Raw genomic sequence first — 23,365 nt, 5'->3', positions numbered from 1 at the left:
AACCGAGGTCCACGGATTTGCAATCCGCTGCATAGCCACTCTGCCAAGGCGCCTTTTTTAATTCAACACTTTAGGGACTTAAGTAAGCCGCACCGCTGTGTTCGGGTGCCTACTTTACGGATTGAGGGGAGATAGTCAAACAAAAAAGTGAATTTAAATTCCGTTTGCTGACATTTAAATCAAATTGCTGCATGTTCGATCTCTTTAATCAAAAAACACACAGCAAAATCGAGTTAAACAAGATGTTCTAGCGCTACCACTTCTTCATGAAACGACCGACAAGACTCGGATGATACGCCCAGCAGTGGTCAAACATAGTCATAAGTTGAGGGTTGCCATACTTAGAAAGACTAACCGCATGGAAACGGTTTTTGTGTTCTTTCAACTTTTCAACCTGAGCAATCATTTCGTCTGATTGTTTCGGCGCAATAAAGTCAGAAAGTACGACTAAATCGGCATTCTTGTATTTATCACCAGTCATTAGGTCAATCGACTTCATGAGAACAGGTTCCAAATCCGTACCGCCGTGGAATGAGTAACTTAAGAAGTCGCTCGCTTCACGTAGGCCATCTTGCCTTGTTAACTCATAGGTAATCTGCTCAGAAGAAAAAAGAATCACATAACAGTCTCTCTCTTCTGCAAGAGCAATTTGCATTAAGGCATAAGCCATTGCTTTAGCAGACTGCTCAGGGAAACCACTCATAGAACCCGAAGCGTCCACACAGACTATAAACGGGCCCTTTTCAATATCGATGTTCTTGCTATCTGGTTTTTGCGCCTTCACTTTGCGTAACGTGCGTGATTTACCTTGCGAGCGATAGCTCAGTAAACGCTTGTCGGCCAAGTGCTTGTAAAAGATAACCTCAAGTTCAGGATAAGCTAAGAACATGGTTTCGTTTGGCAGCATCTTGTTAAGGTCATCACTTTCATGAATCCCGACAATATCATCGACCGCTTCATCGCTTTTCTCTTCAACCACCTGCAATTCTTCTACAGGGGCTTTGTGTAGCGAAGGATCATCTTCCTCACCAGCCATACGGCCTAGCTTTTCAGCGATCTCTTGCAAGCCCTTGTGCTTATTCAAGAACTCAGCATGACGTTTCATGATGGTAAGGTCTGTTTTGCTTAATTTGGCAGAAGCCATGTCCCACAAGCGCCCTACACTGCCTTCATCACCCGACTCAGTCACTTTATCCATGTTTTTCATGGTTTCCATGCGCTGATAAAGATCGGCTAAGACTTTTTCTTTGCTTGTTTCAAGTTCAGTTACTTGAGCTTGTTTAATCGCATCAGAAAGTGATTGGTACCATTGGTCGCAAAAGTAGTGTGGAAACATCGCGTTATAAACACCCTTGTTGTTCTCCATAAGGCGTCGAGCTTGTAGATAAAACGCTGAGTGCCACTCGAGCTTTTTGATAACACTGTCTATCTCATCAAAGAACTGAGGTTCATCCCAGTAAATCACTTCTTGATAAAGGGCGATTTCCTCTTGGAATCGATCAGTTTCACACACCTTGGTGACGCGTTTTTTTACTTTACCGCGCCATTTGACTAAGTGGTTTTTCACTGATGTTTTCACACCTTTGTTCTCTGCAGCCATCATGACTTGAGAACGAGCGATGAGATCATTCATCGCGGTATCAATGATTCCGGAATCAGCTACCATCAAAGCGAGGTTTAAGCCGTCTGCTCCTAACATATGCTCTCCTCTTACTCGAAGTACTGGCTCATAAACTTAATACGCTGAGCGATCTTGGCACTCTTCACTTTCGTGGTTTCAAGATCTTGCGTTACCGATTGCAAACTTGCTTCCATCGCTTTTGGTAAATCAGGGTCAATATAGTTATGAGGTAATGCATCATGGAATTCAGTACGAACGCGTTTTAACTTGAATTCAGCTTCAGTTAACTGTTCTAAGGCTTTCTCAGCGCCACTCAACCACTTGTTGTACAGTTCTTGGTCTAAACCGTCAGTTGTAACCACACTCACCAGTACAGAACGATTAGCAATATCTTTAATGACTAACTGGTTCGATGCATCTAGGTCGAGTTTTAAACGGCATAGGTTTTTATTTTCGTTTACGTAACCGTAAATATCACCGTGACCTTCTTTAAGAACACGATCAAAATCGTCTTTGGCTACGTATACCCAACGGCTATCGCCTTTCTCAGATTCAGAAACCGACATGTTGCTTTGCAGCATAACCAGTTTCACTAGATTGTAAGCACTGCCCACACTGTACATTTTCGCGTTCTTGATATCATTCTGGTAAACGTCTTTTCGCAACAAGCCGCTGGTTGATTCCATAGAAAGCGAAACAGATAGCGTCGATTCAACATCGTCTTGAATCTCTTCTAACTCTTCACGAGACATTTCGATTTGCGCTTTTGACTCTTGCTGATCGAACGCACGGTTCAATGCAAAGTCTTTAACCACGCTACGTACCACATCTCGTGATTCTGGGCTATGCCATAAACAATCTTGCAGAAGCATGATATCTAGCGGGTTCACGCTATCTCGCCCGCTAAAGAAGGCGCTCGCTTTCAATAGCTTAACGGCCTTCTTCCAACGTCTGTCGGATACATACAAATCAGACTCTGATGCAGAACCTTGCTTCTTAACTGTTTCCTCAAGCATGGTTTTCAGTTCATACAGCTTGTTAAACGAGTTATCGGTCAGCTCTAACTTGTCGAGCTCTTTCTGCCACTGATGGTATTCAATGTCAGTGATCGCCAAGCCTTTTGGAATAACAGCTTCTTGAGATGTGCCAGTCGTCAGCATCGATTTAAAGTTTTGTTTGTTTTGAATACGGTTTACAAACACACGAACCAACATACGGTCATAAAGCGCTTCCAGGCCGCTGTCTTCGTCTGGAAGTTCATTAGATGCAGATACCAACAAGCGCATTGGTACACGCTCAATGTCGCTGCCGTTTTTGAAGGTTTTTTCGTTCACTACAGTAAGCAGTGTGTTTAGGATTGCAGGGCCTGCTTTCCAGATCTCATCAAGGAACACAACTTGTGCAGTTGGTAGGTACCCTTCAGTCAGTCTTACATAACGACCGTTATCTTTTAATTCTTGGATACTTAGCGGACCGAACACTTCCTCTGGCGTAGAGAAACGTGTCATCAAATATTCGAAATAGCTACTATTGTCAAAAGCTTGGATCAAGCGTTTAGCAATAAGACTTTTTGCGATGCCCGGAGGGCCTAATAGGAATACACTTTCGCCGGCGAGAGCCGCCAGTAAACAGAGCTTAATCGTGTCTTCTCTTTCATAGACACCATCGGATAGAGCATGCGCTAATTTATTGATTCTTTCAGAGAGTAGCGCTTTGTCAGCATGTGAGGAAATAGAAGGGTTCATGCGTTACTCCGGAAATCTTTTAACTGTTGATAGTGTAGATATGTTTTTATACATTTGTTAGCACTTTGTTACAAGTGTATTTTATTATTGAGTTGCATTTATATCAGATGGTTAGGGTCGTAATTTTCATGTAATCATAGATTCCAAATATGAGAGTAACATCACGAACGGCGCAAAACGAAATCTATAACTAAACCCAATTTTTCTTTTATTTTCGACACCATAGACGTTATGGTGGTGCACGTCTTCAGTTATCGACAAATTGGCAAGGAATGTGGCCAGACTGCATGAGTAAAGTTATCCATCAATGGAAAAGTATTTCTCTTATAGAAGAGAACGTGACGCTCCCTACGAACGTCATGGTAAAACATACAACAATCAACCACCCTGGCGCGGCCGTTATTCTTCCTATCACTTCGTCTGGAAAGATTATCCTCATTAATCAATTTCGCCCTTCTCTCAAAAAGTGGCTTCTAGAGTTACCTGCAGGCACTATGGAAATTGATGAGACACCTCTTGAATGCGCGCAGCGCGAACTGGAAGAAGAAACAGGTTACAGTGCAACTTCTTTTCAAAGTTTAGGGCAAGTCACCCCTTTGGCTGGCTTCTGTGATGAAATACAGTATCTGTTTGTCGCAAAAGACCTAAGCCTCACTACCCGCTTTGAATGTGATGAAGATGAAGTCATAGAAGTGATCGAGCTGAGCTTAGAAGAACTACACAACAAAATACGACACGATCAAATCACCGATACAAAAACTATCGCTTGTTTAAGTAAAGCCCAACTCTGCGGCTACCTATAATACTCTAGGAGAGAAACATGGACTTTCGTTCTGATACCGTAACTAAACCCTCACAAGCAATGCGCGATGTAATGGCAAACGCAGAAGTCGGCGATGATGTATATGGTGACGATCCAACAGTAAACGAGCTTGAGCAGTGGGCAGCAGACGAAACAGGCTTTGAAGCCGCTATGTTCACGTCTTCTGGCACGCAAGCTAACCTACTTGGTTTAATGGCGCACTGTGAGCGTGGTGACGAATACCTTTGTGGCCAACAGGCGCACAACTATAAGTACGAAGCTGGCGGCGCTGCGGTACTTGGTTCTATTCAACCTCAGCCAATTGAAAACAACCCAAATGGCACGTTAGATTTTAAAAAACTTGCTGCTGCGATTAAGCCAGACGACAGCCACTTTGCACGTACTAAGCTGCTTAGTTTAGAAAATACGATTAATGGTAAAGTACTTCCAATGTCTTATTTAGCGGAAGCTCGTGAGTTCGTAAACCAACATGGCTTGCAAATGCACCTAGATGGAGCGCGCGTCTACAATGCGGCAGTCGCGTTAGATGTTCACATTAAAGAGATCGCACAACACTTCGATTCTATGACGATTTGCTTATCGAAAGGTTTAGGCGCTCCAATCGGTTCACTACTTCTTGGTAGTAAAGAGTACATCGCCAAAGCACGCCGCCTACGTAAAATGGTGGGTGGCGGTATGCGTCAGGCAGGTATTCTTGCCGCAGCAGGGAAAATGGCGCTCACGGAGAACGTGGCTCAACTTAAAGCTGACCACGACAATGCAAAAAATCTAGCGATTGGTTTAAACAAGCTAGAAGGCTTTTCTGTTAACCCTAATTTCATCCAAACTAACATTGTGTTTGCTAAATTAGATGAATCAGTAGATATCAACCGCATCGCACGAGAGCTAGGTGAACAAGGTATTACTATGTCACCAGGTAATCCTGTTCGCTTTGTTACTCACCGTGATATTAGTACAGAAGACATTGCTCGATTCCTAACGGAATTAGAAAAAGCGCTGTAACTCTCAGCAAAGTTCTCATCTATCGCTATTAATACTTGAGCTTCCCCTAAGGGGAACCTTTATACTTTTGTTTTCACAGGAGTATATACGTGTACAACAAGTATCTAATCTTACTAACTGCTTCCCTCTCTTTCACACTTCACGCAGACAACTTTGGTGATCCAGAACTCGGTAAACTGAAATCCCCGAGTTGTGTTTTTTGCCATTCAGTTGCTGGCGACAACACGAATAAAAACTCCCCAGACCTTAAAGGGCAAGACCGCCTCTATTTGTTCAATACTATGACAATGTATAAGAACGACCAACGTGAAGGTGCCTACGCTGACATGATGAAGGCTCAATTAAGTCGACTTTCTGAACAAGATTTAAAAGATATTGCTGCCTATTATTCTTCATTATCTAGATAGCGTTCTATTCCATATCGAGAGTTGGCTTTGTTGTGTAATTCAATCGAACTAAACCTAGAACCTACGACCTGTTCAGCTACGCCCACCCCCTCTCGTAGCTCTGTGCCTAAACCTCGTTACAATACAACCAATCATTTATTAATCGAGGCTTTCTGACCTTTTGGATTGATAAAGAGACAATAGTCGGGTGGACGCAGAGCAAACAGAATAAGCGCTCGTTTAGGCCATGTCGGTTCAATGATTTAGCTATCACGACAGCACTCATGGTGAAACGAGTTTTCTCTATGCCACTGACAGCGCTGCAAGGATTTGTAGTCTCGATATTTTGGTTAGCCCATGTGCCGTTAAGTTGTCCGCATTACACCTACATCATTCGTAGAGCCAAGCAAGTTGAGGCCTCATTTAAGACTAAAGCTAGAGGAGCAATACGGCACCTAGCCATCGATGCTACTGGCCTTAAGGTTTATGGTGAATGTGAATGGAAAGTCAAAAAACACGGGACGGATGGGAAGCGTAGAGTCTGGCGAAAGCTTCATATTGCAGTCAATACAAACACACATGAGCTCGTTGCCGCCGAGCTAAGTTTATCAACGGTTACAGATAGAGAATTACCCCCGAACTTACTGAAACAAACTCGTTGAAATATCCTTGAAGTACCTGGTGATGGCGCTCACTCTAAGAAAAAGCGATGTATCGAGTTAAACAGTTGCCAGGAGGACAACTAACCTAACCCATCAACCAACTGGACTATGTTTTCATGTAGCCACAAGTAGAAAGGATCTGACTCCCTTTTTTTGTGTTGATAAAGCAAAATCTGCTTGCTATTGAATGATGGGAGCCTCGCATGACTAACTTCAACTAGGTTATGTGTATTATCGATATACAGTTCTGAAGTTGGAAATAGAGCCTCGGTTTGCGCTGCCACAGCTGCGACATTTGAGATTATTTCGGAACGAAAGACTTCGTTATAATTCAATCCTCTTTGCACCAACATGTTTTCCATCATCCCCTCTTTTTCATTCCACTCAGCCAACTGTGCAATTGCAAATCGACATTCTGAAAGATATTCAAATTCTACAATCTTCTTCAGATGAATAGGATGGGATTTATTCGCATACAACTTAAAGTGATCTTCGGCCAAATGTTTATGCAATATGGCCTTGCTGCCTATTGGGACGTCGTAATTAATGCCTAACTGAATGTTATCTTTCGCTAAATTATCAAGCGTATTCTGGTTCCATATGTGGCAAGAAAATGTCACGTTCGGCGCATGCTTGGCAAGGAATAGAAACAAGATATGAGGCAATGACTGTCCTAAAAGCGGATTAATGGCCAAAGAGATATGCCCAGCGTGGCTGTACGCGTCGAACTTCTTTACCGGAGTTAATGTTTTCTCTAGCAGCGCAATTAAGTCAGGGAGTGACTCTGCGATTTGATTACACCTGTAGGTAGGTTTCATTCCTTGTGGAGTCGAAACAAAGAGCTCATCATCAAGCTGCTCTCGAAGTTTCCGTAACTTCCGACTCACAGAAGGCTGAGCAAGAAAAAGTCGCTCCGCAGCATGGGTAACATTTTGCTCTTCTATCAAAACATGTAGAACCTTAAGTAGGTTCAAATCGATCTTGTTTAGCGCAGCTTTCAAAGTACCAACCTCACAGGTATAACATATTTGTCATACCTGTGATTCTATATAGTCATTTCATAAATACCAAACTTTTACTTACCATTACCTCAACTTAATAAAACAGAATATGGTATTTAAAAATGAAAAAAACTCTACTTTCTTTATTAGTGGTCACGTCTTTCTCTACGGTTGCAGGAACGTCCACAACCAGCTTTAACAATGAAGATAAATCAATTGAAGACGTCTTTGCTAACATTGACTCTTCTTCGTGGGCGGTAAACCCAGAAGATCATGGTATGACGGTGCATGAGTACATAAACCAAGAAGGCATTTGGTTTGCTGACAATTTTGCTCGCAACTTTAAGTTAGGCTTAAACAACCTTCATCACTTCAAAGAACTGGCGAACAAAGACACTCGCTGGGTTGTATCACCATCCATTGATCACTTGTACTCAATGGGCGTTATCGATACCTCCAAACCATTTACAGTCGTTGTACCTGAGAACGATGGGAAATTGGTTACACTTCACCTTCAAGATATGAACCACACTCAACCATTTTATAAGGTTGGCGCAGGAACTTACGAGTTCACTCCTGAAATGTTCGATACAAAATATGTGCTGATAGGCTTGCGTTTTGCGACAGATGGAACAAAACAAAACGTTAAACGGATTACAGAAGAGCTTCAGCCGAAAGTGAAAATTATCGGTGGTGGTCAAGATCTTGAAGGATTGCCAAAGCCAAACACTGAGGCTATGGAAGCAGTTCGTACTGCATTAATGCCAGAATACGATAAGTTAAATGACACATACGATACAGTTCAATACCGAGCGCAAGATGTGACTGACTGGGAAAAGACTACTTACACAATTGCTGGAGCGTTCGGCCTATCGACAGCTGACACCGCAATGTATGCACCTTACGCACTAGAGAATGCCAAAGGTGAACAATGTTACCAAGCGACATACGAAGCACCTAAATTAGCTAGTGACCTAGGTTATTACTCAATCACTGTCTACGATTCAAAAGGTTATCTCATGTCGAACGAGAATAACATCGTTTCGACCAATCAAGGACTGACGCAAAACGAAGACGGTACATTCACGGTGGTATTCGGTGGTTTAGACTGTAAAAAACATGCGGATGGTAATAACGTAAACTTTGCTTACACCCCTAAAGACAACTGGTCTTTCTTATTACGTGTCTATCAACCTAACGTTGAATCAATGAAGGTATACACCCTGCCCGAGATTGAAAAGATCTAAGTGCTTAACTATTGCTATGTATCAGAAGTTAACGTAACCAGTATGACTTAAAAAAAAGCGCCTCAGGCGCTTTCATTTTATACATCTCGAACCCAAACATCATTAACATGTTGCTTAAGTAAATCAATCACGCTTTGGTGAATAAAAACCAAACCATAATCTTCTTCTAGTTTGAAGATCAGCCTTTCTTCTAGTGGAATGCTCTCTAACTTAGAAAAATCAAACTCAGTATTTTCAGCATCGATCCAATTTAACTTACCAAATTGCTTTTCTTGATTGGTCAATTTGTAAGTTTGGTGAATGTAAGGCATCCGATAGTCTTCATACACCTTAATTTGATCGCCCGATGGCTGACTTGGAGAGCAATCAACACGAGCATCTAACCATTCCACACCATGCACCACTAAATTTTCAACTTTTTCTGCGATATCACCAATAACAAAAAGCTTTGGTGAAAAAGTCATTTCCAGTAATAAGTCTGGTTCGACAGGTACAATTGGCTTTGGAGTTTGTTGAAATGGAAACTCTGTTAAGTTTTGCTTTGATAAAACACTATATTGATTTTTCATTATCGCCTCAATATTTCGGTACTTCTTGATTGCAATCTAGCTTAAACATCCTCAAATCAGAATAACGGTCATCTTTAGCTACTAGATCGTAAATTTCCTCACAAAACACTGTCGCAGTATCAGCGCCTTGCACCCTAAACAAAATACGTTTTTGGAAAGGTATTTGTACTAGCTTATCTTTTGACAAATACAACTCCATAACAAGGATTTTGTTTCTCTTAGGAGATTTTCTAGTTCGAGACTTAACATCGTCAATAACATCAATAACATTGTTAAGAGCAAGTAAATATCTATCAGTCAACGAGCCATCACTTAATTTTAGTGTCGCTGGGTAGCACTCTATACCATAAGGGTCAAAGCTCATCACGATCTCAGCAAACTCCTTGGTAACACAAAGATCCCCATTATCGGCTATATTTCCAACTTGCTTAGTCGAACCGTTCAGAGCTTCCCACACTATTGGTGATTTCGAGCTCGTAGGTTCATATTCGGATTTGCTATATAGTGGTTCTCTGTTATCAACACATTGAAATTGTGTTGTGCTTCGGTTGAAATTTTCTGAAATTATTGCAAACTTCATCAACTATCCTTTTTATTAACTTATTCTCAGGCTTTGATTTTGGAGAAGTTGACATCGAACATAGGGACAAAATATCTCTCGACAATTACTAACAAAGCGCCTTTTGGCGCTTTGTTATCTTTCATGGTAACAATCTAATATCGACCGTATGGCGCTGTTGTATCGTACCAAACATCAACACAACCTGCTGACTTTAAGTCTTTAACGAAGTCTTCACTAATATACAACTCATTATTTTCGTTAAAAGCAAAAGCATGTTTTTCTTCGGTGTCTAAGTTCGTGATTGTAGGAAATTGCAATAATTCAATTGTTTTATAGTCATCAAACTGTCTGTCATAATCATCAGGGTGACTACCAAAATCAAAATTACTATCCCAAGTATCTTTTCCTTCTAGCCAAATTTTATTTAACTTGTCTAAAATTTCTTCCCAAATTACAAACCGGATATTATCATTGAAAATAACAAACAAATCAGGGTTCGAAAAAATCATACCTGGTCTTTTTTCAGGTAATAATTTACTAATATTATCTTTATTAAACTTGATATACATATCAACCGGCCCACGCTTCATTAAAGTGTTCTATTGGTATAAATTCAACACCATTGGGAGTTGTTGATTCAATTTCTTTTACTATAATTTTGTGAAAGAATGTGTGAAATCCCCAAGCCGAGTCTCTAAATACTAGTCTTTTTTGAAGAGGAATTGATAAAATTTTCTGAGGATCAATGACGATTTTTTTCATACCTGAGATATTTCCGCGTTTGAACCTTTTGAAATTACTCTGTTCATGACAGATGACATCTTGTTCATTTGCTAACTGCAACATCATGAAATCATGTTCACCTTTATCAATTAATTTGATATGTATCCAGTTAGAACCATACAAGTTTGCAATATTCAATCTATCATATATATTTCTAGATATGGAAAAATCAGGCTCCATTATAACATCTGGTATTATATACTTTTCGTCTGGCTTATATTTTGCTAAAACAGGCACAGGGCCACATGGAAAAGTAAATATTGTGCTGTATGCCGCTTCTTCATATTCATCAGGAACTGCATAAATTGGTGTAATTTGGTTTTCTTTTACGAAAAAATAATCACTCATGAGCCTGCCTCTAACTTTTTAGGTTCCATTACCTTGCCTAGTTTATTCCGAATTGCGTGCCCAGTTCGAGTAATATTAAGCCTATGAGGACATTCTTCTCTACTTTTTTTCTCGCTTTCAATGTGACCACCTCCACATCCAATTTTTGAGCTCGGAGCATAGTCTTTACCAAATCTGGACAGAGTCCAATGAAAGCTATTTAGTTTGTCCACTATATCTTCCGCTGCGTCATCGAGATCCTCGGTAAACTCTTTTTTCTTGGAGCTTTTACAGTAATATTTTTTCTCGGCTCTTTTTTTAATCTCGCTTATTTGTTTGTATACTCCTTTCAAGTAGGTGCGTAATTCACTATATAGCTTCTCGCACTCTTCATCCGGGATTTCTTCGGGCTTAGCCTTGCCTCCCCAGTACTTATCTAAAACGGTGTCGTAATCAAGACCTCGATTGTGATTGGAGCGATGAACATGTGTTTCTACTTGGCAAGCAATAATAGTGCTACTTGGCAGCATCACACCATTATTTGCCCTGTTAATGTCATACTCATAAGCCTCTCTCCATAATTTCCACAAATGACCATCCAATGATTCAGTGGTAACAATATGGTGCGCTTGCAAGCCACCTTTTTCAGTATTGTACTTAGAGTCATACCAAGGATGGTTTTTTAGATCACTCGACCATTTATTTTTTGCTATAGCTTTAGCTAGCTTGGAACCGCTTCCTATTATCAATTTATGTTCTGATATTTTGCTATCTGACGGCTTTTTAGACACAGCTGCTCCTCCTCAATAAGCGTCACATTTCTCTGGTTTCTTCTTGCAAACAGGACAAACAAACTCTTTTTTATCCTTTTTCTCATTGGTGTTATCGTTACTCTTTCCTGACTGAGCAGATTTACCAGTGTTGTGCTTAACTTTTGCAGGATAAGCTCGCTCGCCTTTACCCAAAATTCGAGCGAATAACTGGTCAAACTCACCCATCGCTTCTTTTAGTTTATCTGGCACCATTTTATCGATTGTTTTCACTTCGTCGGCTAACTTTAAGAAGTACTCTGCTAGTTCATCAGCTCCCATGCGATTAGCGTAAGAAGCAAGCTCACTCGCCACTTCAATACAAGGTTTTAGAACATCCGATACAATATTGCTCGCCTGCTTGGCGTAATCAACCCATTTTAATGTACGCAAGAACTTTTCTGGATCACCTTTGCCCATCCCCCGAAGTACCGCGAGTAAAGTGTCTTTCGATGTGCCCTTACCACCTTTCAAAGCGACTTTACATGTACCTTTAACTGCACTACCAAACGTTGGAACACAGCCAATCAAAGTCAAAGAGAGTGCCAACCAATTTTCTGGCTTATCTCGCTCTTCTTCACTTAATAGTGTCATGATATTTGCTGAGAGGTCTCGTACATCCGCTGCTTGGTCTACGACGGGGATCATTGTCAGCGCTGTGTTTGCAATGATTTGCTCTACCGATGCATCATCATTAAAGTCACCTAAAATTACCCCCCAGATCCAGCTGGCAGCGCCAGACATTCTCTTCCAAGAATTTTCCCAGAAACCAACCTCACCTCGTTTGGCTTCTTCAATAATTAATTGGGCATTCGCATTTGGGTTGAAATTAGGGTTGGTTTTAGTTGGGATGTTTGGCATGAATTCGCGACTATCTTCACCATAGTCAATGTTAAATTCACCAGGTGCAACCCCACTCACCGAAGCTTTGCCTACATTATCTAATGTACCTTCAAAGGAAGCGCCGGTTTGATCAATCAGTTTATATGTAGCCCCTTGAACAGGTTCTCCATCAGAATAAGAAAGAAACAGGTCTACCGTATACGTCCCTTCTTGCTCTTCTGTCACAGAAACCGAAGGGTTTTGAGCACCGCCTAAACACATGGTGTTGGCTTTATTCATGGTCATTTGATCAGAAAGGCGGCATACACCGACACCTTCGAACTTAACGGTAGGAGAAGCTGATATGAATTCGGCCTCGGCTTCAATAGTGCCTGAGGCTACGCCCTTTTTATCACCACCTGCATCGCCAGTACTGGCGCTGAATTTACTGCCTTTAATAGCAATGCTGTTACCGCCATCCATAGAGACGGTCGTGGTGCCGCCTACTAAATCGGCGGACTTTGCATTGTTACCATAAGGGATAGGAACAACAGGTTTGCCGACTGTTGTTAAACAAACATCAGGGAGTGTTGCGTTCGCTTCTCCTCCTGAGCCTTGATGAACTACGCTGAGTCCATTCGCACAAACTGTTACGCCCATAGTAAATCCAATTAAATTCCAATAGATGTATGATAAAAGAGATCGCAGGCTGCAATCTCTCTAAGTACGTAGTGAAAATGAAGGATGAGACTGTTACTTCGAGTCTATTTTTAAAAACGGACAGAAGATCTCACAATTAAATCTGATGCTACTGATACACATCCAAAAGCTGCTGAAATTTTAGGTCAATAACCAAGTAAGTCGCAGCATACATAACGCCAAAGATGACAGTACTGACGCCAAGAATTAACTTAGGGGAAATAACCCGTTTGAGCGGTTTTTTTAAGTACTTCGCCTTTAAGTTAACTAACGTTACTTTTTCCTGCTCAGCTAAACGCTCGTCTCTAACTAAGCGATAGATAGTATTTCCTATCTCTGAAAGCTTTTCGTTGCCACGCTCTTCTCGACCATACTTGCCTTGGAACCCTAGCTGCAGCAACAAATAGAGGAATTCTATTACGTGTCTATATTTTCGAGGGTCAGCTTTTAAGCGCTCTAAGATGGTGAAGAACTTGTCGCCACCCGATGTTTCGTTATGAAACTCAGACAACAAACTATTTGTACTCCAATGACTGTTCGCCCCCCACTCTTGTCGACATACAGATTCGTCTATCGCAGCACATAAGCAATAGCGTATGACCAATATTGATGCTCGATCCAACTCCATTTCATTGAGCTTTCGCTCACCTTTGCGAATTTCTCGTGCAACTTGTTCTCTAAAAGGGCCAGGGTCGTCCAACCAAGGAATCGAAGACATGCATGAGAGACTGGCGATTAACCAAGTAAACTGATCGACCAAAGGATTAACACCCATACTCTCAACATTTAGGTCTCTTACCGCAATATTTCTAGATAAATCAGGTGCAGGCATAACCTCCATTGGCTTGCCTGGCTCTGGTTGAAATAGTACTACTGTGACATCGTTTTCGGCGTAACTCATAGGCGTACAGCCCAAAGCTGTAGTGACAAGTTCGCGAAGTCACCTGCAATATGGACAGCGATGGCAGCTGTGTTATTCAATGCATTCCATTCGTCACTCGCTTTATCGAGCTCAAAATAGGTATAACCTGCATGATAAGGCAACGCTCGAGGTACCACTGGCATTGGTTTCATTTCAATGCCCGGCAATTGTAAGTTAATTAGATCGCGAATATTGTCGATCGAACCAATCTTAGTTTGGCTCACAAATTGTGTATGTAAAATATCAAGCGGTACGTCTGCTTTAACAGCAAGAATAAACGTCGTAGATTCGACAATTTTACTGTCTGGAATTGCTGCTGTTCGAATTCCGTAGCTTTGCTCTCTCAATGTTAGAGGTATTGCGCGTTGCTCTGACATCACACTGAGTGTCATTTTCGCGCTATCAAGTGTCCGAGATAAACAATCAGTAAGTTGGCTGTGGTTATATTTGGTGAACTCTTGTGGTCTGCGAGATGCAGAACACAATGTGGATAATTCACCCTCAGCTTGTAATAGGATTCGGTAAAACGACTCTGGGTGAACACCCTCTACGCTTGCAAAATGCCAGAACAACGGTTCGTAGCGATTTAAGGCTTGTAACAACATAAAGTCAGCAACAGATGATACGCCCTGTTGGTCAACCACCCCCAAACGCTGAACTATAGATTCTGCTCTATGTTTGAGCATTGACGCGAATTCAGTCGCGAACTTGCTTAAAACGGTAGAAGCATGAATATCAATACACGTCGGGATATAGTTCTCATCCAAAATGATGCTTCCGTCTGGCTTCACTTCGGAAATTTTTAAAATGGGTATCGATGTATAAGAACTCTTATCTTCGTGGTCGTACATTAAGAAGAAGTTAAGTTTACCCACCACAATACTTGCCATATCTTCTGATTCATAACATGCATCGACGGCTTCTTGGGTCTCCATGTTATAACGAGCACCGTCACCATTACCTCCAAAGAGTTCCGAACGCTCTGATGGTAGTGGGCAACATAAGTACACCACTTTATCCGCAATAGATGGGTCAACATCTCTTACTTCTGGAAGTTCAGCAAGAAGCGGTAAATCAAATGGCGTGCGGTCTTGTAATATACCTTCTGCTCGTGTGATTCCGATTTTTCCTAATGCCAATAGCTCAGTATTAATCTCAATTTTTTTTACTCCCCAATGTAATGGAGAGCTATTAGAGCTAAGCATGTTAGATAACTTACTTTGAGATCGGTCTAGTTGTTGGAAATGTTGAGGCTTCATGAACATACCATCTTGCCAAACAACTGGATTATATAAAGACATTCGTCAGTTCCTTAAAAATACGTCTGTTCAATACCGCGAGTATTGTTCGAAGATAATTCACTACCCTCTACTTTTAATCTCAGAAAGTACTCACTTTTTTCTTCGATCACTTCAACCTTCCGCCAAGACGAGCCATCAATATCTCTGAATGCCACAGAAAAACCTAATGCACGCGTCGTTGGATCTAACTCTAAAATCTCATGTAGCTCATCGCCCGGCTGCAGTTGGTATTCATATCGTTTAATATACTCATCACCTAAGGACGCTTTATCATTTTCGAATAGAGCAAAGAAATCCAAACTACGAAATAAAACAGGTGAAGTGAGTTCATGAACTCTCAGAATGACCGGCGAAGATTGTCCCTGCTCTCGTACATTGAGAAGTTCTGACGCTTCTATCACGAGTTCAATTGAAGATGTTTCTGGTGTAATTCCAGATGATTCTTTAAATTGCTCCCACATAGAGCAACCTGATAATAGAAACAAGGTAATGGGGATTATAAGTTTACGCATGATCAGCTTTTGCAACCTTACTGTATCTGTCTTTCATCAACGCTTTAAATGTCGACTCATTGAATTGTCGAGTATTCTGCTCATAATGTTCGCTGTACTTTTGCCATAGCTTTGACTTACTAAGGAAGCGCGTTTCCTGGCTTAAAGTGTTTGCAAACTGCTGAGGATCATTCGCTTTTAGTTGCTCCAATACCAAATCGTTAATTGCCTTGGCATATAAGGTATCGTGCTCGCTAAGTTCATCCAGTATCTGTTCAATTAGCTCATTTGGAGCCAATAGATTTTGACTATTTAGCGTTAACATCAATGTAGTTAGGCTAAGATCATTGTGAGCAAAGGAGCTTTCGTCAGTAAGCTCTTCAACACTCTGTAAATCTTTGTACAAATTATCGATACACAATCGCAAACAAGCGCCCATTTGTTTAAAAAATAAAGCGTCATGTTTCGTGTCAGACTCTAAATCAACACCCAGTCCTTCAAAGAATGCATGTGTTACATTTTCATGTTCGTAAGAAGTTTCACTCAATGCGGTATTACTCTGAGTTCTACTCTCACTTTCAACAGGCTGCTCTTGTGGTTCGGTATGAGGGACAAACTCTTGTGTCACCTCTTCCCACTTGTGGCTTTGTATATTTGCGGAATTAGGGATAATAGTAACAGGCGGTACTTTTGTCGGTTTACGCTTGGGAACATCTGAACTGCCGGTAAGCGTATCTGACTTAAAATCGGTACCTTCAATGTTTGTTGGTTTTAAACGGTTCGGTATCTTAGTTTGATCATCAGCGATGTCTTGAGCATTCAGGTTCGCCTGCTGTTCTTCTTCCATCCCCATCCAATCTTCAGGAATCAGACTAGGGAGGTCGAACTCAGAATGGATGCTTAAACTGTCATCAACAACTTGCCTTTGTGGTTCTATCGATGACTTCATAAGATTTTTTTTGTTACTTTCGTCTCGGACCAAATAATCATCATCTCTCTGCATTGAGAATTTTAAGTGCTCGACGGGATCATGAGTATCTACTCCATCAGGTTTCGTTTCCATGAAGAGATCTTCAAGCGCGCCTGTCTCTGCTTCTTCCTCAACAACGGATTCTTCCAAGTTCATTAAAGGGTCTGTTGAATCTCTTTCTGGCGCTATTTCAGAAGCTATGTCGTATGAAGTCGTTACCAACTCAAGAGAAATACTCACTTCATATTGTCCGAGAGAAACTCTGTCACCATCGCACAACGAAACTGGTTGATTCTTTAGGATCTTATTACCATTAACCAATGTGCCATTTGTACTCACATCACTAATGTAATAAGTGTCTCCATATATACTCAATAGACAGTGCGTACCAGATATGAATCGGTTGTGATCCGTTAAAGTCACTGTACAACCTGCTTCTCGCCCTAGAGATCCACCTTCTTCAGGCATCTCGATACTTTTAGCTCCAACATATTCTTCAGGGCACTTCGAGATCACCAAAACCAATTGATTTATACGCATGAATAGCCTTTAAAACAGAAGAGAAACACTAAACTCGACACCACCTAGACCTTCGTTATAAAAAGGTAAGATGTATGAAGCTTGCGGGATTATTTGTAAATGAGCGTCTGGGTTACTTCCTAACTTGATCACACTACCAAAAGTCACAACAGCGCCAGCTTCAAATTGATCGATATCTTCAAGTTGTTCGCCGTAACGAAAGCCTTGGTCGTCAACTTTCCAACGGTTTGAGTATTGCGAGTAACCTAAAGACAAGCCTGCACCTATATAAGGTGTGAACACCGACCAGCTACCTAAAGCATACTGAGGCACAATACGAAATTCGTAATTGGTTACCTCGTTATAAACGCCATTCTTTGGAGCTTCGATATCATCTTCTGCTAAATAATTGAACCCTAACCACCAACGCCATCGGTTGTTGCTTTCATCAATTGGACGTGTATGGACGAACCCGTAACGTAGAGCATCTACTTGTCCACTCGGCCCTTCATCATATTCTATAGTGTCTATGCTCAGCATATTTACTGAACCACCATATCTTTCACCCTTCGCGATTGCGATGGACGAAAAAAGACACATTGTGGATATTAGACCGATTTGACTTAGGTTTCGCATGCTTCCCTCTGAGTTCATCCATATATTAACTAGATGCGCAAGATAGCAAGTATTATGTCTTTTACAATAAGGAGACGGTCACACCCGCCATTTACGACATTATAACTAGCAAAAAAAACGATATATCTACAAGAAAATGCATTACGAATAATTACAAATAAAATTCATTTATAAAATCAAAACTATCAATAATTGAAAAATCAAACGACCAACAACCATCCAAAGAAAGAAGGTTGTTCAATACAAGAAAATTAGCATTTACAAAATTCAAAAAACCTAAAATGCCACTTTTTTATCTTTAACCTATGGCATAATCATTTAAAGCATTTTTCTAATTTAGTGTTAGTTAATATTTATGCAATCATTGACAAGAGTAATTATTAATCAATAAAGCACCACACGTAGGAATAGTTAGATTCATATTATTTCTCCCCAAAAAGACCATAAATGTGACCTTCATCACTGAAATTTTATAAAGCCTAGTCGTAAATTGTTACATTTTTTGATCTTTTTGTGAATAACGTCACATAGTGCTAAAATTAAGAATGTCGCAGTTCGGAGTTGAATTCGGGAATATAAATAAAAAACAAGCGAGGCTAAATTTATTAGTTATCGCTAAATTTCGATTTCGTTATATATACAGTTGGATATCAAGATTATGTTCTCCTCAGATTTCACAAGACGGCCTATTGACGAAGAAAAGCCTAGCGGAACTAACCCAAACGCATTAGATGATTTTACAGAGATAAAACGTCAAATTAATAACCTTAATAAGGTGACAGGGAGAGTCTCTTGGAAAAAGGTTCAGTCTCTTTCAAAAACGATACTTTCGAAAAACAGCAAAGATTTCCGTTGTAGTTGCTACTTTACTGTCGCAGCAACACATAATGATGGCTTAAAAGGTTTAGCTGAAGGACTCAGTTCTATTCTGGACTTATGCGTCGTTTATTGGTTTACCGCATATCCAGAAGTTACAAAATCAAACGCAAGGATTGGGGCGATAGACTGGATGGTTGAACACACAGAAAAACGAATAAAGTCGATTAAAACAAACCCCGACGACGTACTGCTGATCGAAACTTGCCATCGCTTATGTATGAGAATTGAAGAAGAACTAAGACTACATTACGGTATAAAAGCACCTTCATTGGGTGGGGTACGTCGAATCTTAAAGCAATGGGTTGATGAACATAAAGAGACCGAAGCAAACCTGCGCGAAGCAGAGAATCAACGAAAGTACCGAGCTCCAGAAGAAAATAAACAACCAACACCAGTGGCTCAACCATCAACCATTAAAATTGATGTGTCAAATAAGCAATCTGCAACAACATCGAAAGTCGACGATAAAACACCCTCTAAGTATTTAGTCGTCTACCTGTTAGCCGGATTTCTTGCTTTAGCATTGTCCTCTCACTTCTTTTATAAGCAATACCAACTAAAAGATCTGACTAAACAAATCATCACATCTGATATCTCACAACTTAATGAAATAGCACATTCATTAAGATATGAATATGCTCCTATTTCTCAAGATGTTAGACCTAATGTCGTAAACCAATTAGACACACTAATGAAAGGTTGGGTTGCCGATCCAATCAAAGTGTATCAGATCGATATTTTAGACCGATTGACGCTTGATTTGACCAAGCTGTATCCGGACTCGTCTTCTATTCTACGATTACGCCAAGAGTTCACCAATGAACAAGAAAAGTTAAACACAGATTACGCCCAACTTCACCGACGCTTTTCTAACGCCAGGACTGTATTTGCGAATGTAATTAGAGGAAGTGAAAGTAAAAAGACAGCACGAGCTTATGAGTACAGTAACTCTCTTTTTCCATTGATTGGCCGCATTGAATATGCAGAAAAAGAACAACAACAAAAAGAACTACAGAAATCTCTTCGGATACTGAACGTCTATTTACACAAAATAAAAACCTTAGAATCAGATCTGTCAGCAAATAAACCGTAAAACTCATAAAACCGTCTTAAGACTCGGTATTACAACAAACTCAAAACAACGAAATAGGCTTATGTTAAAACACAAACTAATGAGGAACCCTGTTGTTATATCAACGGCCATTTTCCTCTTTCTTGCTGCTACGATCGCTGCAATCTATATCCTTTGGCTAGATATAACAGACAAGTTTTACCTATGGATTGCTTTAGGTGCTATAACAATTTTCTATTCGTTGTTTCAGGTAACGTTGTGGCTAAAAAAGAAAAACAACACTAAAGCCCTAAAGCTGGAAACAGAAGAAGAAGCATTAGCCATGGTCATCCGTCCGCTTCTTTCTGGTTCCAATAAAAAGCCAATCTATTTAATGATTGGCAATAAATACGCGGGTCGAACTCAGTTTCTACTTAACTCCAGTGCAATCAAGCCAATGGATCAGACTCGTACTGCAAAGAATGATTTTTTCGAATGGTATGAGTCAGACTCCGCCGTGTATATCAAACCGGATCAACGCCTATTGTTTCAAGAAGTATCAAGTAACGATAGCGCTCTGTGGAACACATTTGTAGATGAGGTCATTAAACACAAGCCTAGAAAGCCATTTTCTGGTTGCTTGTTTTTTATCGATTTTGAATTTCTAATTGTCTCTGAAACCGAACAAATCGATTACACGTTAACCGCGCTTAACCATCGATTAGAATCAGTAAGTGAAAAAACAGCTTCAGCGATCCCTTTATATTTAATGATGTCTAAGCTCGACAAGCTAGAAGGATTTAAGGAATACATACACTTTAGTTCTTTAAAGACCTCGGTTGAATTTCTATCAATTCCATTAAAGGAAGCTAAAGGTGTATTTGTTGAGTACTACCATGATAGCTTCCGTAATTTAGTAAAAGTAATGGAGAGCAATGCGTTAGATTCGTCGTCTCACTCTAATGAAGTTAACGAGAAGCAAGCCATATTAGCATTCCCTAAACAATTCGAATTGTGTCAGTCTGAAATTGCTTCTGTGATAGAACGACTTTCAGAACTCAATACTGGGTCTTACTCTCTTGATATCCGTGAAGTGTTTTTTATATCGAATATCCAAGGTGGTAGAAAATACAACCTATTAGCTAAGAGTTGCAGCAACTACTTTAACTTGCCTATCATTGCGTCGGAACATACTCAGTTAACAGAAACGCCCTATTTTACGCGTTTCTTAATGGACTCTCAGATCCTGCCTGAATCTGATTTCGCAGGTGAAAACAAGACTTACCTTAGGATGATCCAGAGGCAGAGCCGTCTAGCCGTTGCAGCTTCCATTATTTTACTAGGTAGTGGTGCTTACCTGTTTTCAACGACTTTAGATGACAACCTGAGAGTGATTAGTCAGCTTATTGGTATAGATGATTCACAATCGTCTTACCCAAAAGGCAATTCTTTTGAAAGTTCTCTTTCAAGTGCGATCCAAACTGTACAACCATCTTATCAAGCATGGCTTAGTGGCTCACAAGCGCTAGATAATGAACTTGTGAATATGAATGTAAGTCGTCTCGATGAAAGTACGAAAATCGCTTATAACGCCCTCATAATGCAAATTAGAAACCACTTAATGCCAGTAATTGAGCAAGGTTATCGTTTGCAACTAACACAAAATCAAGACAACGTTAATAATGCACTGCCTTTACTAAAAGGTTACTTAATGTTGAATGATCCTACAAAACGCGAGATAAAATTTCTACGTCAGCAAACGATGTCAACGCTCCAAAAACTCAGTGATCAACCAGACACGATCACGACAGTGATGAAATATTTGGACGCATATTTCCGCACTGATTTTGAAACTGTATCGATCAACATGAATATGGTGCGTGCGACAAGACGTTCTCTACTCTCTAGTTCAAATGTAGATCTTGTGTACGCCAGCTTGTTACAACAAGCAGGTGACATTGATTTAGGCACTTTGAATTTACAGCGAGCAGTCGGTTTCGACTTTAATAATGTCTTCAACGACAACTTGGATCCTCAACGATTAGAAATCGATAAAGTTTACACATCTACAGGCTTCAGTACGTTTTACCGCCCTCGCGTCGATTTAATGTCGCAACAAGTCATCACCGACAACTGGGTATTGGGTTTGTCAAACCACGTAATCCCAACAGACAAAGAACAAGAGACATTCAAGAAGCAAGTAAGAAAAAAATATACGGATGACTACATCAGTTATTGGCGAAATGCTTTAAGCGAACTAAAAGTAAAGCGTTATAACAATATAGGGGAGATTACTAACGCCATTGATCTGATCTCTGGTCCCTCTTCTCCTATGACAACCGTTCTAAAACAAGTTTATACAAACACTCAGTTTTCCCCGGTTGGACAACAGAATGCATTAATGGCCCAGGTTAACCCTAAACTTGCTGGTGCCGTAAATGCAGCACCAGAACTCGTTGAAGAACTTGTTCAACCTGACTACTTGTTGATGAAAAGAGTTGAACAAGCTTTCCACATCTTGAATCAATTACAAATTAACGAAACCCCTAACTCCCCTACACCATGGGATGAAACGATAACTGCACTGAGCAGAGTTCGTACGTATATGAAAGATATAGCAGACGCACCGGCCCCTCAAATGGCAGCGTTGTATGCAGCACAACACCGGATGAGTAGTACGGATGCCGATCCTCTGATTCGTTTAAAACAAATTGCACAAAAATCTCCTGAGCCAGTAAGAAGTTGGCTTTTAGACGTAGTTAACCAGAGCTGGTCCGTGATGATTTCTGAATCATCAAAAGGAATACAGACTCTTTGGTATAGTGAAATCTATTCTAAGTTCAAAGAGTTAGGTTTAGGAAGGTACCCTTTTGATCTAAGTGCAACAGAAGAAATTTCGATCGAAGACTTTGAGCTGCTTTTCGCATCGGGAGGCTTGCTTGATGCATTTATCGATAGAAATTTCGCTCCTTTTTATGACACAAACCTATGGACGCCAAAACAAGTAGAAGGTGAAATTATGCCTCTCTCACCAGAACTGCTTGTTCAGTTACGAAATTACAATGTCATCAGAGATACACTAATCAACAAGAGTACAAACCGTTTGTACCTTCCATTTAGTGCGAAGGTACTTGATCTTGATTCTAGTGCGATCAGAGCAAGCTTAAAAATAGCGGACTCAAATATCAACTATTACCATGGTCCCAGCAGAATTCGCGAACTTGAGTGGCCTCCTCAAAATGGAGATTTCAATATCAGTATAACAATTCAAGATGTAACAGACGAAGGTAAACAACATGTACTAAGCAAGAATGGTCAATGGGCTATCTATCGGTTATTTGGTGACTCAACGTTAACAAATACCCATAACGGTAGCTTCGTGAGTGATATAAAAGTATCAGGCAGAGATCTGAGCTTGCGAATCACTCCTTTGACTCAGAAAAACCCGTTTACGTTAGCGGAGCTGTATAACTTCACTCTACCCGAAGCTATATAGTAAAAATACAAATACAAATACAAATACAATAATAATTCAGAA

At 40.5% G+C, this 23,365-nt stretch carries 20 protein-coding genes and 1 pseudogene; 7 read left to right on the top strand and 14 right to left on the bottom strand.

The annotated features are described in order from the left end of the window. Positions 1-253: 253 nt before the first annotated feature. Together viaA and AB6D93_RS15500 are read right to left on the bottom strand one after the other, a co-directional pair. Positions 254-1,699, bottom strand: coding sequence for an ATPase RavA stimulator ViaA (viaA, locus tag AB6D93_RS15505; RefSeq protein WP_102333600.1), 1,446 nt, complete (start codon positions 1,697-1,699; stop codon positions 254-256). An 11-nt stretch (positions 1,700-1,710) separates the two neighbouring features. Continuing rightward, entirely contained in the window at positions 1,711-3,366 is a 1,656-nt protein-coding gene (locus AB6D93_RS15500) for an ATPase RavA domain-containing protein (protein ID WP_102333599.1), read from the bottom strand. A gap of 287 nt (positions 3,367-3,653) precedes the next feature. Between AB6D93_RS15500 and AB6D93_RS15495 the strand changes: the two genes are divergently transcribed. The 4 genes and pseudogenes from AB6D93_RS15495 to AB6D93_RS15480 all read left to right on the top strand — a co-directional run. Next, entirely contained in the window at positions 3,654-4,169 is a 516-nt protein-coding gene (locus AB6D93_RS15495; RefSeq protein WP_102333598.1) for an NUDIX hydrolase, read from the top strand. A 17-nt stretch (positions 4,170-4,186) separates the two neighbouring features. After that, the gene (ltaE, locus tag AB6D93_RS15490) at positions 4,187-5,191 is read left to right on the top strand and encodes a low-specificity L-threonine aldolase (RefSeq protein WP_102333597.1); all 1,005 of its coding nucleotides are present in this window, start codon (positions 4,187-4,189) and stop codon (positions 5,189-5,191) included. An 89-nt stretch (positions 5,192-5,280) separates the two neighbouring features. After that, positions 5,281-5,598: a cytochrome c gene (locus tag AB6D93_RS15485; protein WP_017064539.1), complete on the top strand. Its 318-nt coding sequence runs from the start codon at positions 5,281-5,283 to the stop codon at positions 5,596-5,598. Between the two features lie 119 nt (positions 5,599-5,717). Continuing rightward, a pseudogene (locus AB6D93_RS15480) lies at positions 5,718-6,236 on the top strand (IS5 family transposase); the annotation flags it as partial. A gap of 83 nt (positions 6,237-6,319) precedes the next feature. On the opposite strand, the gene AB6D93_RS15475 reads toward AB6D93_RS15480, so the two are convergent. Continuing rightward, entirely contained in the window at positions 6,320-7,240 is a 921-nt protein-coding gene (locus tag AB6D93_RS15475; RefSeq protein ID WP_076668635.1) for a LysR family transcriptional regulator, read from the bottom strand. Positions 7,241-7,362: 122 nt separating this feature from the next. Between AB6D93_RS15475 and AB6D93_RS15470 the strand changes: the two genes are divergently transcribed. Continuing rightward, on the top strand, positions 7,363-8,487 hold the full coding sequence (locus AB6D93_RS15470) for a DUF1254 domain-containing protein (RefSeq protein WP_017064536.1): 1,125 nt from the start codon (positions 7,363-7,365) through the stop codon (positions 8,485-8,487). Positions 8,488-8,564: 77 nt separating this feature from the next. On the opposite strand, the gene AB6D93_RS15465 is transcribed toward AB6D93_RS15470, so the two are convergent. The 11 genes from AB6D93_RS15465 to AB6D93_RS15415 form a co-directional block, all read right to left on the bottom strand. Continuing rightward, the gene (locus AB6D93_RS15465; RefSeq protein WP_102333596.1) at positions 8,565-9,056 is read right to left on the bottom strand and encodes a hypothetical protein; all 492 of its coding nucleotides are present in this window, start codon (positions 9,054-9,056) and stop codon (positions 8,565-8,567) included. A gap of 7 nt (positions 9,057-9,063) precedes the next feature. Beyond that, on the bottom strand, positions 9,064-9,636 hold the full coding sequence (locus AB6D93_RS15460) for a hypothetical protein (RefSeq protein ID WP_102333595.1): 573 nt from the start codon (positions 9,634-9,636) through the stop codon (positions 9,064-9,066). A gap of 134 nt (positions 9,637-9,770) precedes the next feature. Then, positions 9,771-10,208: a hypothetical protein gene (locus tag AB6D93_RS15455; protein ID WP_102333594.1), complete on the bottom strand. Its 438-nt coding sequence runs from the start codon at positions 10,206-10,208 to the stop codon at positions 9,771-9,773. Further along, a complete protein-coding gene (locus tag AB6D93_RS15450; RefSeq protein ID WP_102333593.1) occupies positions 10,189-10,749 on the bottom strand; it encodes a hypothetical protein in 561 nt (186 codons plus the stop codon). Before AB6D93_RS15450 ends, AB6D93_RS15455 begins: the two co-directional genes overlap by 20 nt. Continuing rightward, complete coding sequence (locus tag AB6D93_RS15445) at positions 10,746-11,519, bottom strand: AHH domain-containing protein (protein WP_102333592.1); 774 nt, start codon at positions 11,517-11,519, stop codon at positions 10,746-10,748. Before AB6D93_RS15445 ends, AB6D93_RS15450 begins: the two co-directional genes overlap by 4 nt. Before the next feature lie 12 nt (positions 11,520-11,531). Further along, positions 11,532-13,019, bottom strand: a complete 1,488-nt coding sequence (locus AB6D93_RS15440; protein WP_102333591.1) for a PAAR-like domain-containing protein — start codon at positions 13,017-13,019, stop codon at positions 11,532-11,534. 148 nt (positions 13,020-13,167) lie between these two features. Further along, positions 13,168-13,959 (bottom strand): type IVB secretion system protein IcmH/DotU, encoded by a 792-nt coding sequence (gene icmH / locus AB6D93_RS15435; RefSeq protein WP_017064531.1) that lies wholly within the window; start codon positions 13,957-13,959, stop codon positions 13,168-13,170. Next, positions 13,956-15,281 (bottom strand): type VI secretion system baseplate subunit TssK, encoded by a 1,326-nt coding sequence (tssK, locus tag AB6D93_RS15430; RefSeq protein ID WP_102333589.1) that lies wholly within the window; start codon positions 15,279-15,281, stop codon positions 13,956-13,958. The genes icmH and tssK overlap by 4 nt, the downstream gene beginning before the upstream one ends. 11 nt (positions 15,282-15,292) lie before the next feature. Then, complete coding sequence (tssJ, locus tag AB6D93_RS15425) at positions 15,293-15,793, bottom strand: type VI secretion system lipoprotein TssJ (protein ID WP_029222546.1); 501 nt, start codon at positions 15,791-15,793, stop codon at positions 15,293-15,295. Further along, on the bottom strand, positions 15,786-17,282 hold the full coding sequence (gene tagH, locus AB6D93_RS15420) for a type VI secretion system-associated FHA domain protein TagH (RefSeq protein ID WP_102333588.1): 1,497 nt from the start codon (positions 17,280-17,282) through the stop codon (positions 15,786-15,788). Before tagH ends, tssJ begins: the two co-directional genes overlap by 8 nt. Before the next feature lie 9 nt (positions 17,283-17,291). Continuing rightward, a complete protein-coding gene (locus tag AB6D93_RS15415; RefSeq protein ID WP_102333587.1) occupies positions 17,292-17,897 on the bottom strand; it encodes a hypothetical protein in 606 nt (201 codons plus the stop codon). A gap of 658 nt (positions 17,898-18,555) precedes the next feature. Here AB6D93_RS15415 and AB6D93_RS15410 point away from each other — a divergent pair. Beyond that, positions 18,556-19,869 (top strand): type VI secretion system ImpA family N-terminal domain-containing protein, encoded by a 1,314-nt coding sequence (locus AB6D93_RS15410; RefSeq protein ID WP_102333586.1) that lies wholly within the window; start codon positions 18,556-18,558, stop codon positions 19,867-19,869. 61 nt (positions 19,870-19,930) lie between these two features. Continuing rightward, entirely contained in the window at positions 19,931-23,323 is a 3,393-nt protein-coding gene (gene tssM, locus AB6D93_RS15405; protein WP_102333585.1) for a type VI secretion system membrane subunit TssM, read from the top strand. Positions 23,324-23,365: the final 42 nt, after the last annotated feature.

The sequence above is a fragment of the Vibrio sp. 10N.247.310.23 genome, assembly GCF_041467155.1.
Lineage (GTDB): Bacteria > Pseudomonadota > Gammaproteobacteria > Enterobacterales > Vibrionaceae > Vibrio > Vibrio crassostreae_C.
Note: the sequence above shows the minus strand (reverse complement) of the source record. Positions and strands in the feature narration are given on the sequence as shown.

Coding starts and splice junctions, on each gene's coding strand:
- viaA (WP_102333600.1), bottom strand. CDS start 1,699: ATGTTAGGAGCAGACGGCTTAAACCTCGCTTTGATGGTAGCTGATTCC.
- AB6D93_RS15500 (WP_102333599.1), bottom strand. CDS start 3,366: ATGAACCCTTCTATTTCCTCACATGCTGACAAAGCGCTACTCTCTGAA.
- AB6D93_RS15495 (WP_102333598.1), top strand. CDS start 3,654: ATGAGTAAAGTTATCCATCAATGGAAAAGTATTTCTCTTATAGAAGAG.
- ltaE (WP_102333597.1), top strand. CDS start 4,187: ATGGACTTTCGTTCTGATACCGTAACTAAACCCTCACAAGCAATGCGC.
- AB6D93_RS15470 (WP_017064536.1), top strand. CDS start 7,363: ATGAAAAAAACTCTACTTTCTTTATTAGTGGTCACGTCTTTCTCTACG.
- AB6D93_RS15465 (WP_102333596.1), bottom strand. CDS start 9,056: ATGAAAAATCAATATAGTGTTTTATCAAAGCAAAACTTAACAGAGTTT.
- AB6D93_RS15460 (WP_102333595.1), bottom strand. CDS start 9,636: ATGAAGTTTGCAATAATTTCAGAAAATTTCAACCGAAGCACAACACAA.
- AB6D93_RS15455 (WP_102333594.1), bottom strand. CDS start 10,208: ATGAAGCGTGGGCCGGTTGATATGTATATCAAGTTTAATAAAGATAAT.
- AB6D93_RS15450 (WP_102333593.1), bottom strand. CDS start 10,749: ATGAGTGATTATTTTTTCGTAAAAGAAAACCAAATTACACCAATTTAT.
- AB6D93_RS15440 (WP_102333591.1), bottom strand. CDS start 13,019: ATGGGCGTAACAGTTTGTGCGAATGGACTCAGCGTAGTTCATCAAGGC.
- icmH (WP_017064531.1), bottom strand. CDS start 13,959: ATGAGTTACGCCGAAAACGATGTCACAGTAGTACTATTTCAACCAGAG.
- tssK (WP_102333589.1), bottom strand. CDS start 15,281: ATGTCTTTATATAATCCAGTTGTTTGGCAAGATGGTATGTTCATGAAG.
- tssJ (WP_029222546.1), bottom strand. CDS start 15,793: ATGCGTAAACTTATAATCCCCATTACCTTGTTTCTATTATCAGGTTGC.
- tagH (WP_102333588.1), bottom strand. CDS start 17,282: ATGCGTATAAATCAATTGGTTTTGGTGATCTCGAAGTGCCCTGAAGAA.
- AB6D93_RS15415 (WP_102333587.1), bottom strand. CDS start 17,897: ATGCGAAACCTAAGTCAAATCGGTCTAATATCCACAATGTGTCTTTTT.
- AB6D93_RS15410 (WP_102333586.1), top strand. CDS start 18,556: ATGTTCTCCTCAGATTTCACAAGACGGCCTATTGACGAAGAAAAGCCT.
- tssM (WP_102333585.1), top strand. CDS start 19,931: ATGTTAAAACACAAACTAATGAGGAACCCTGTTGTTATATCAACGGCC.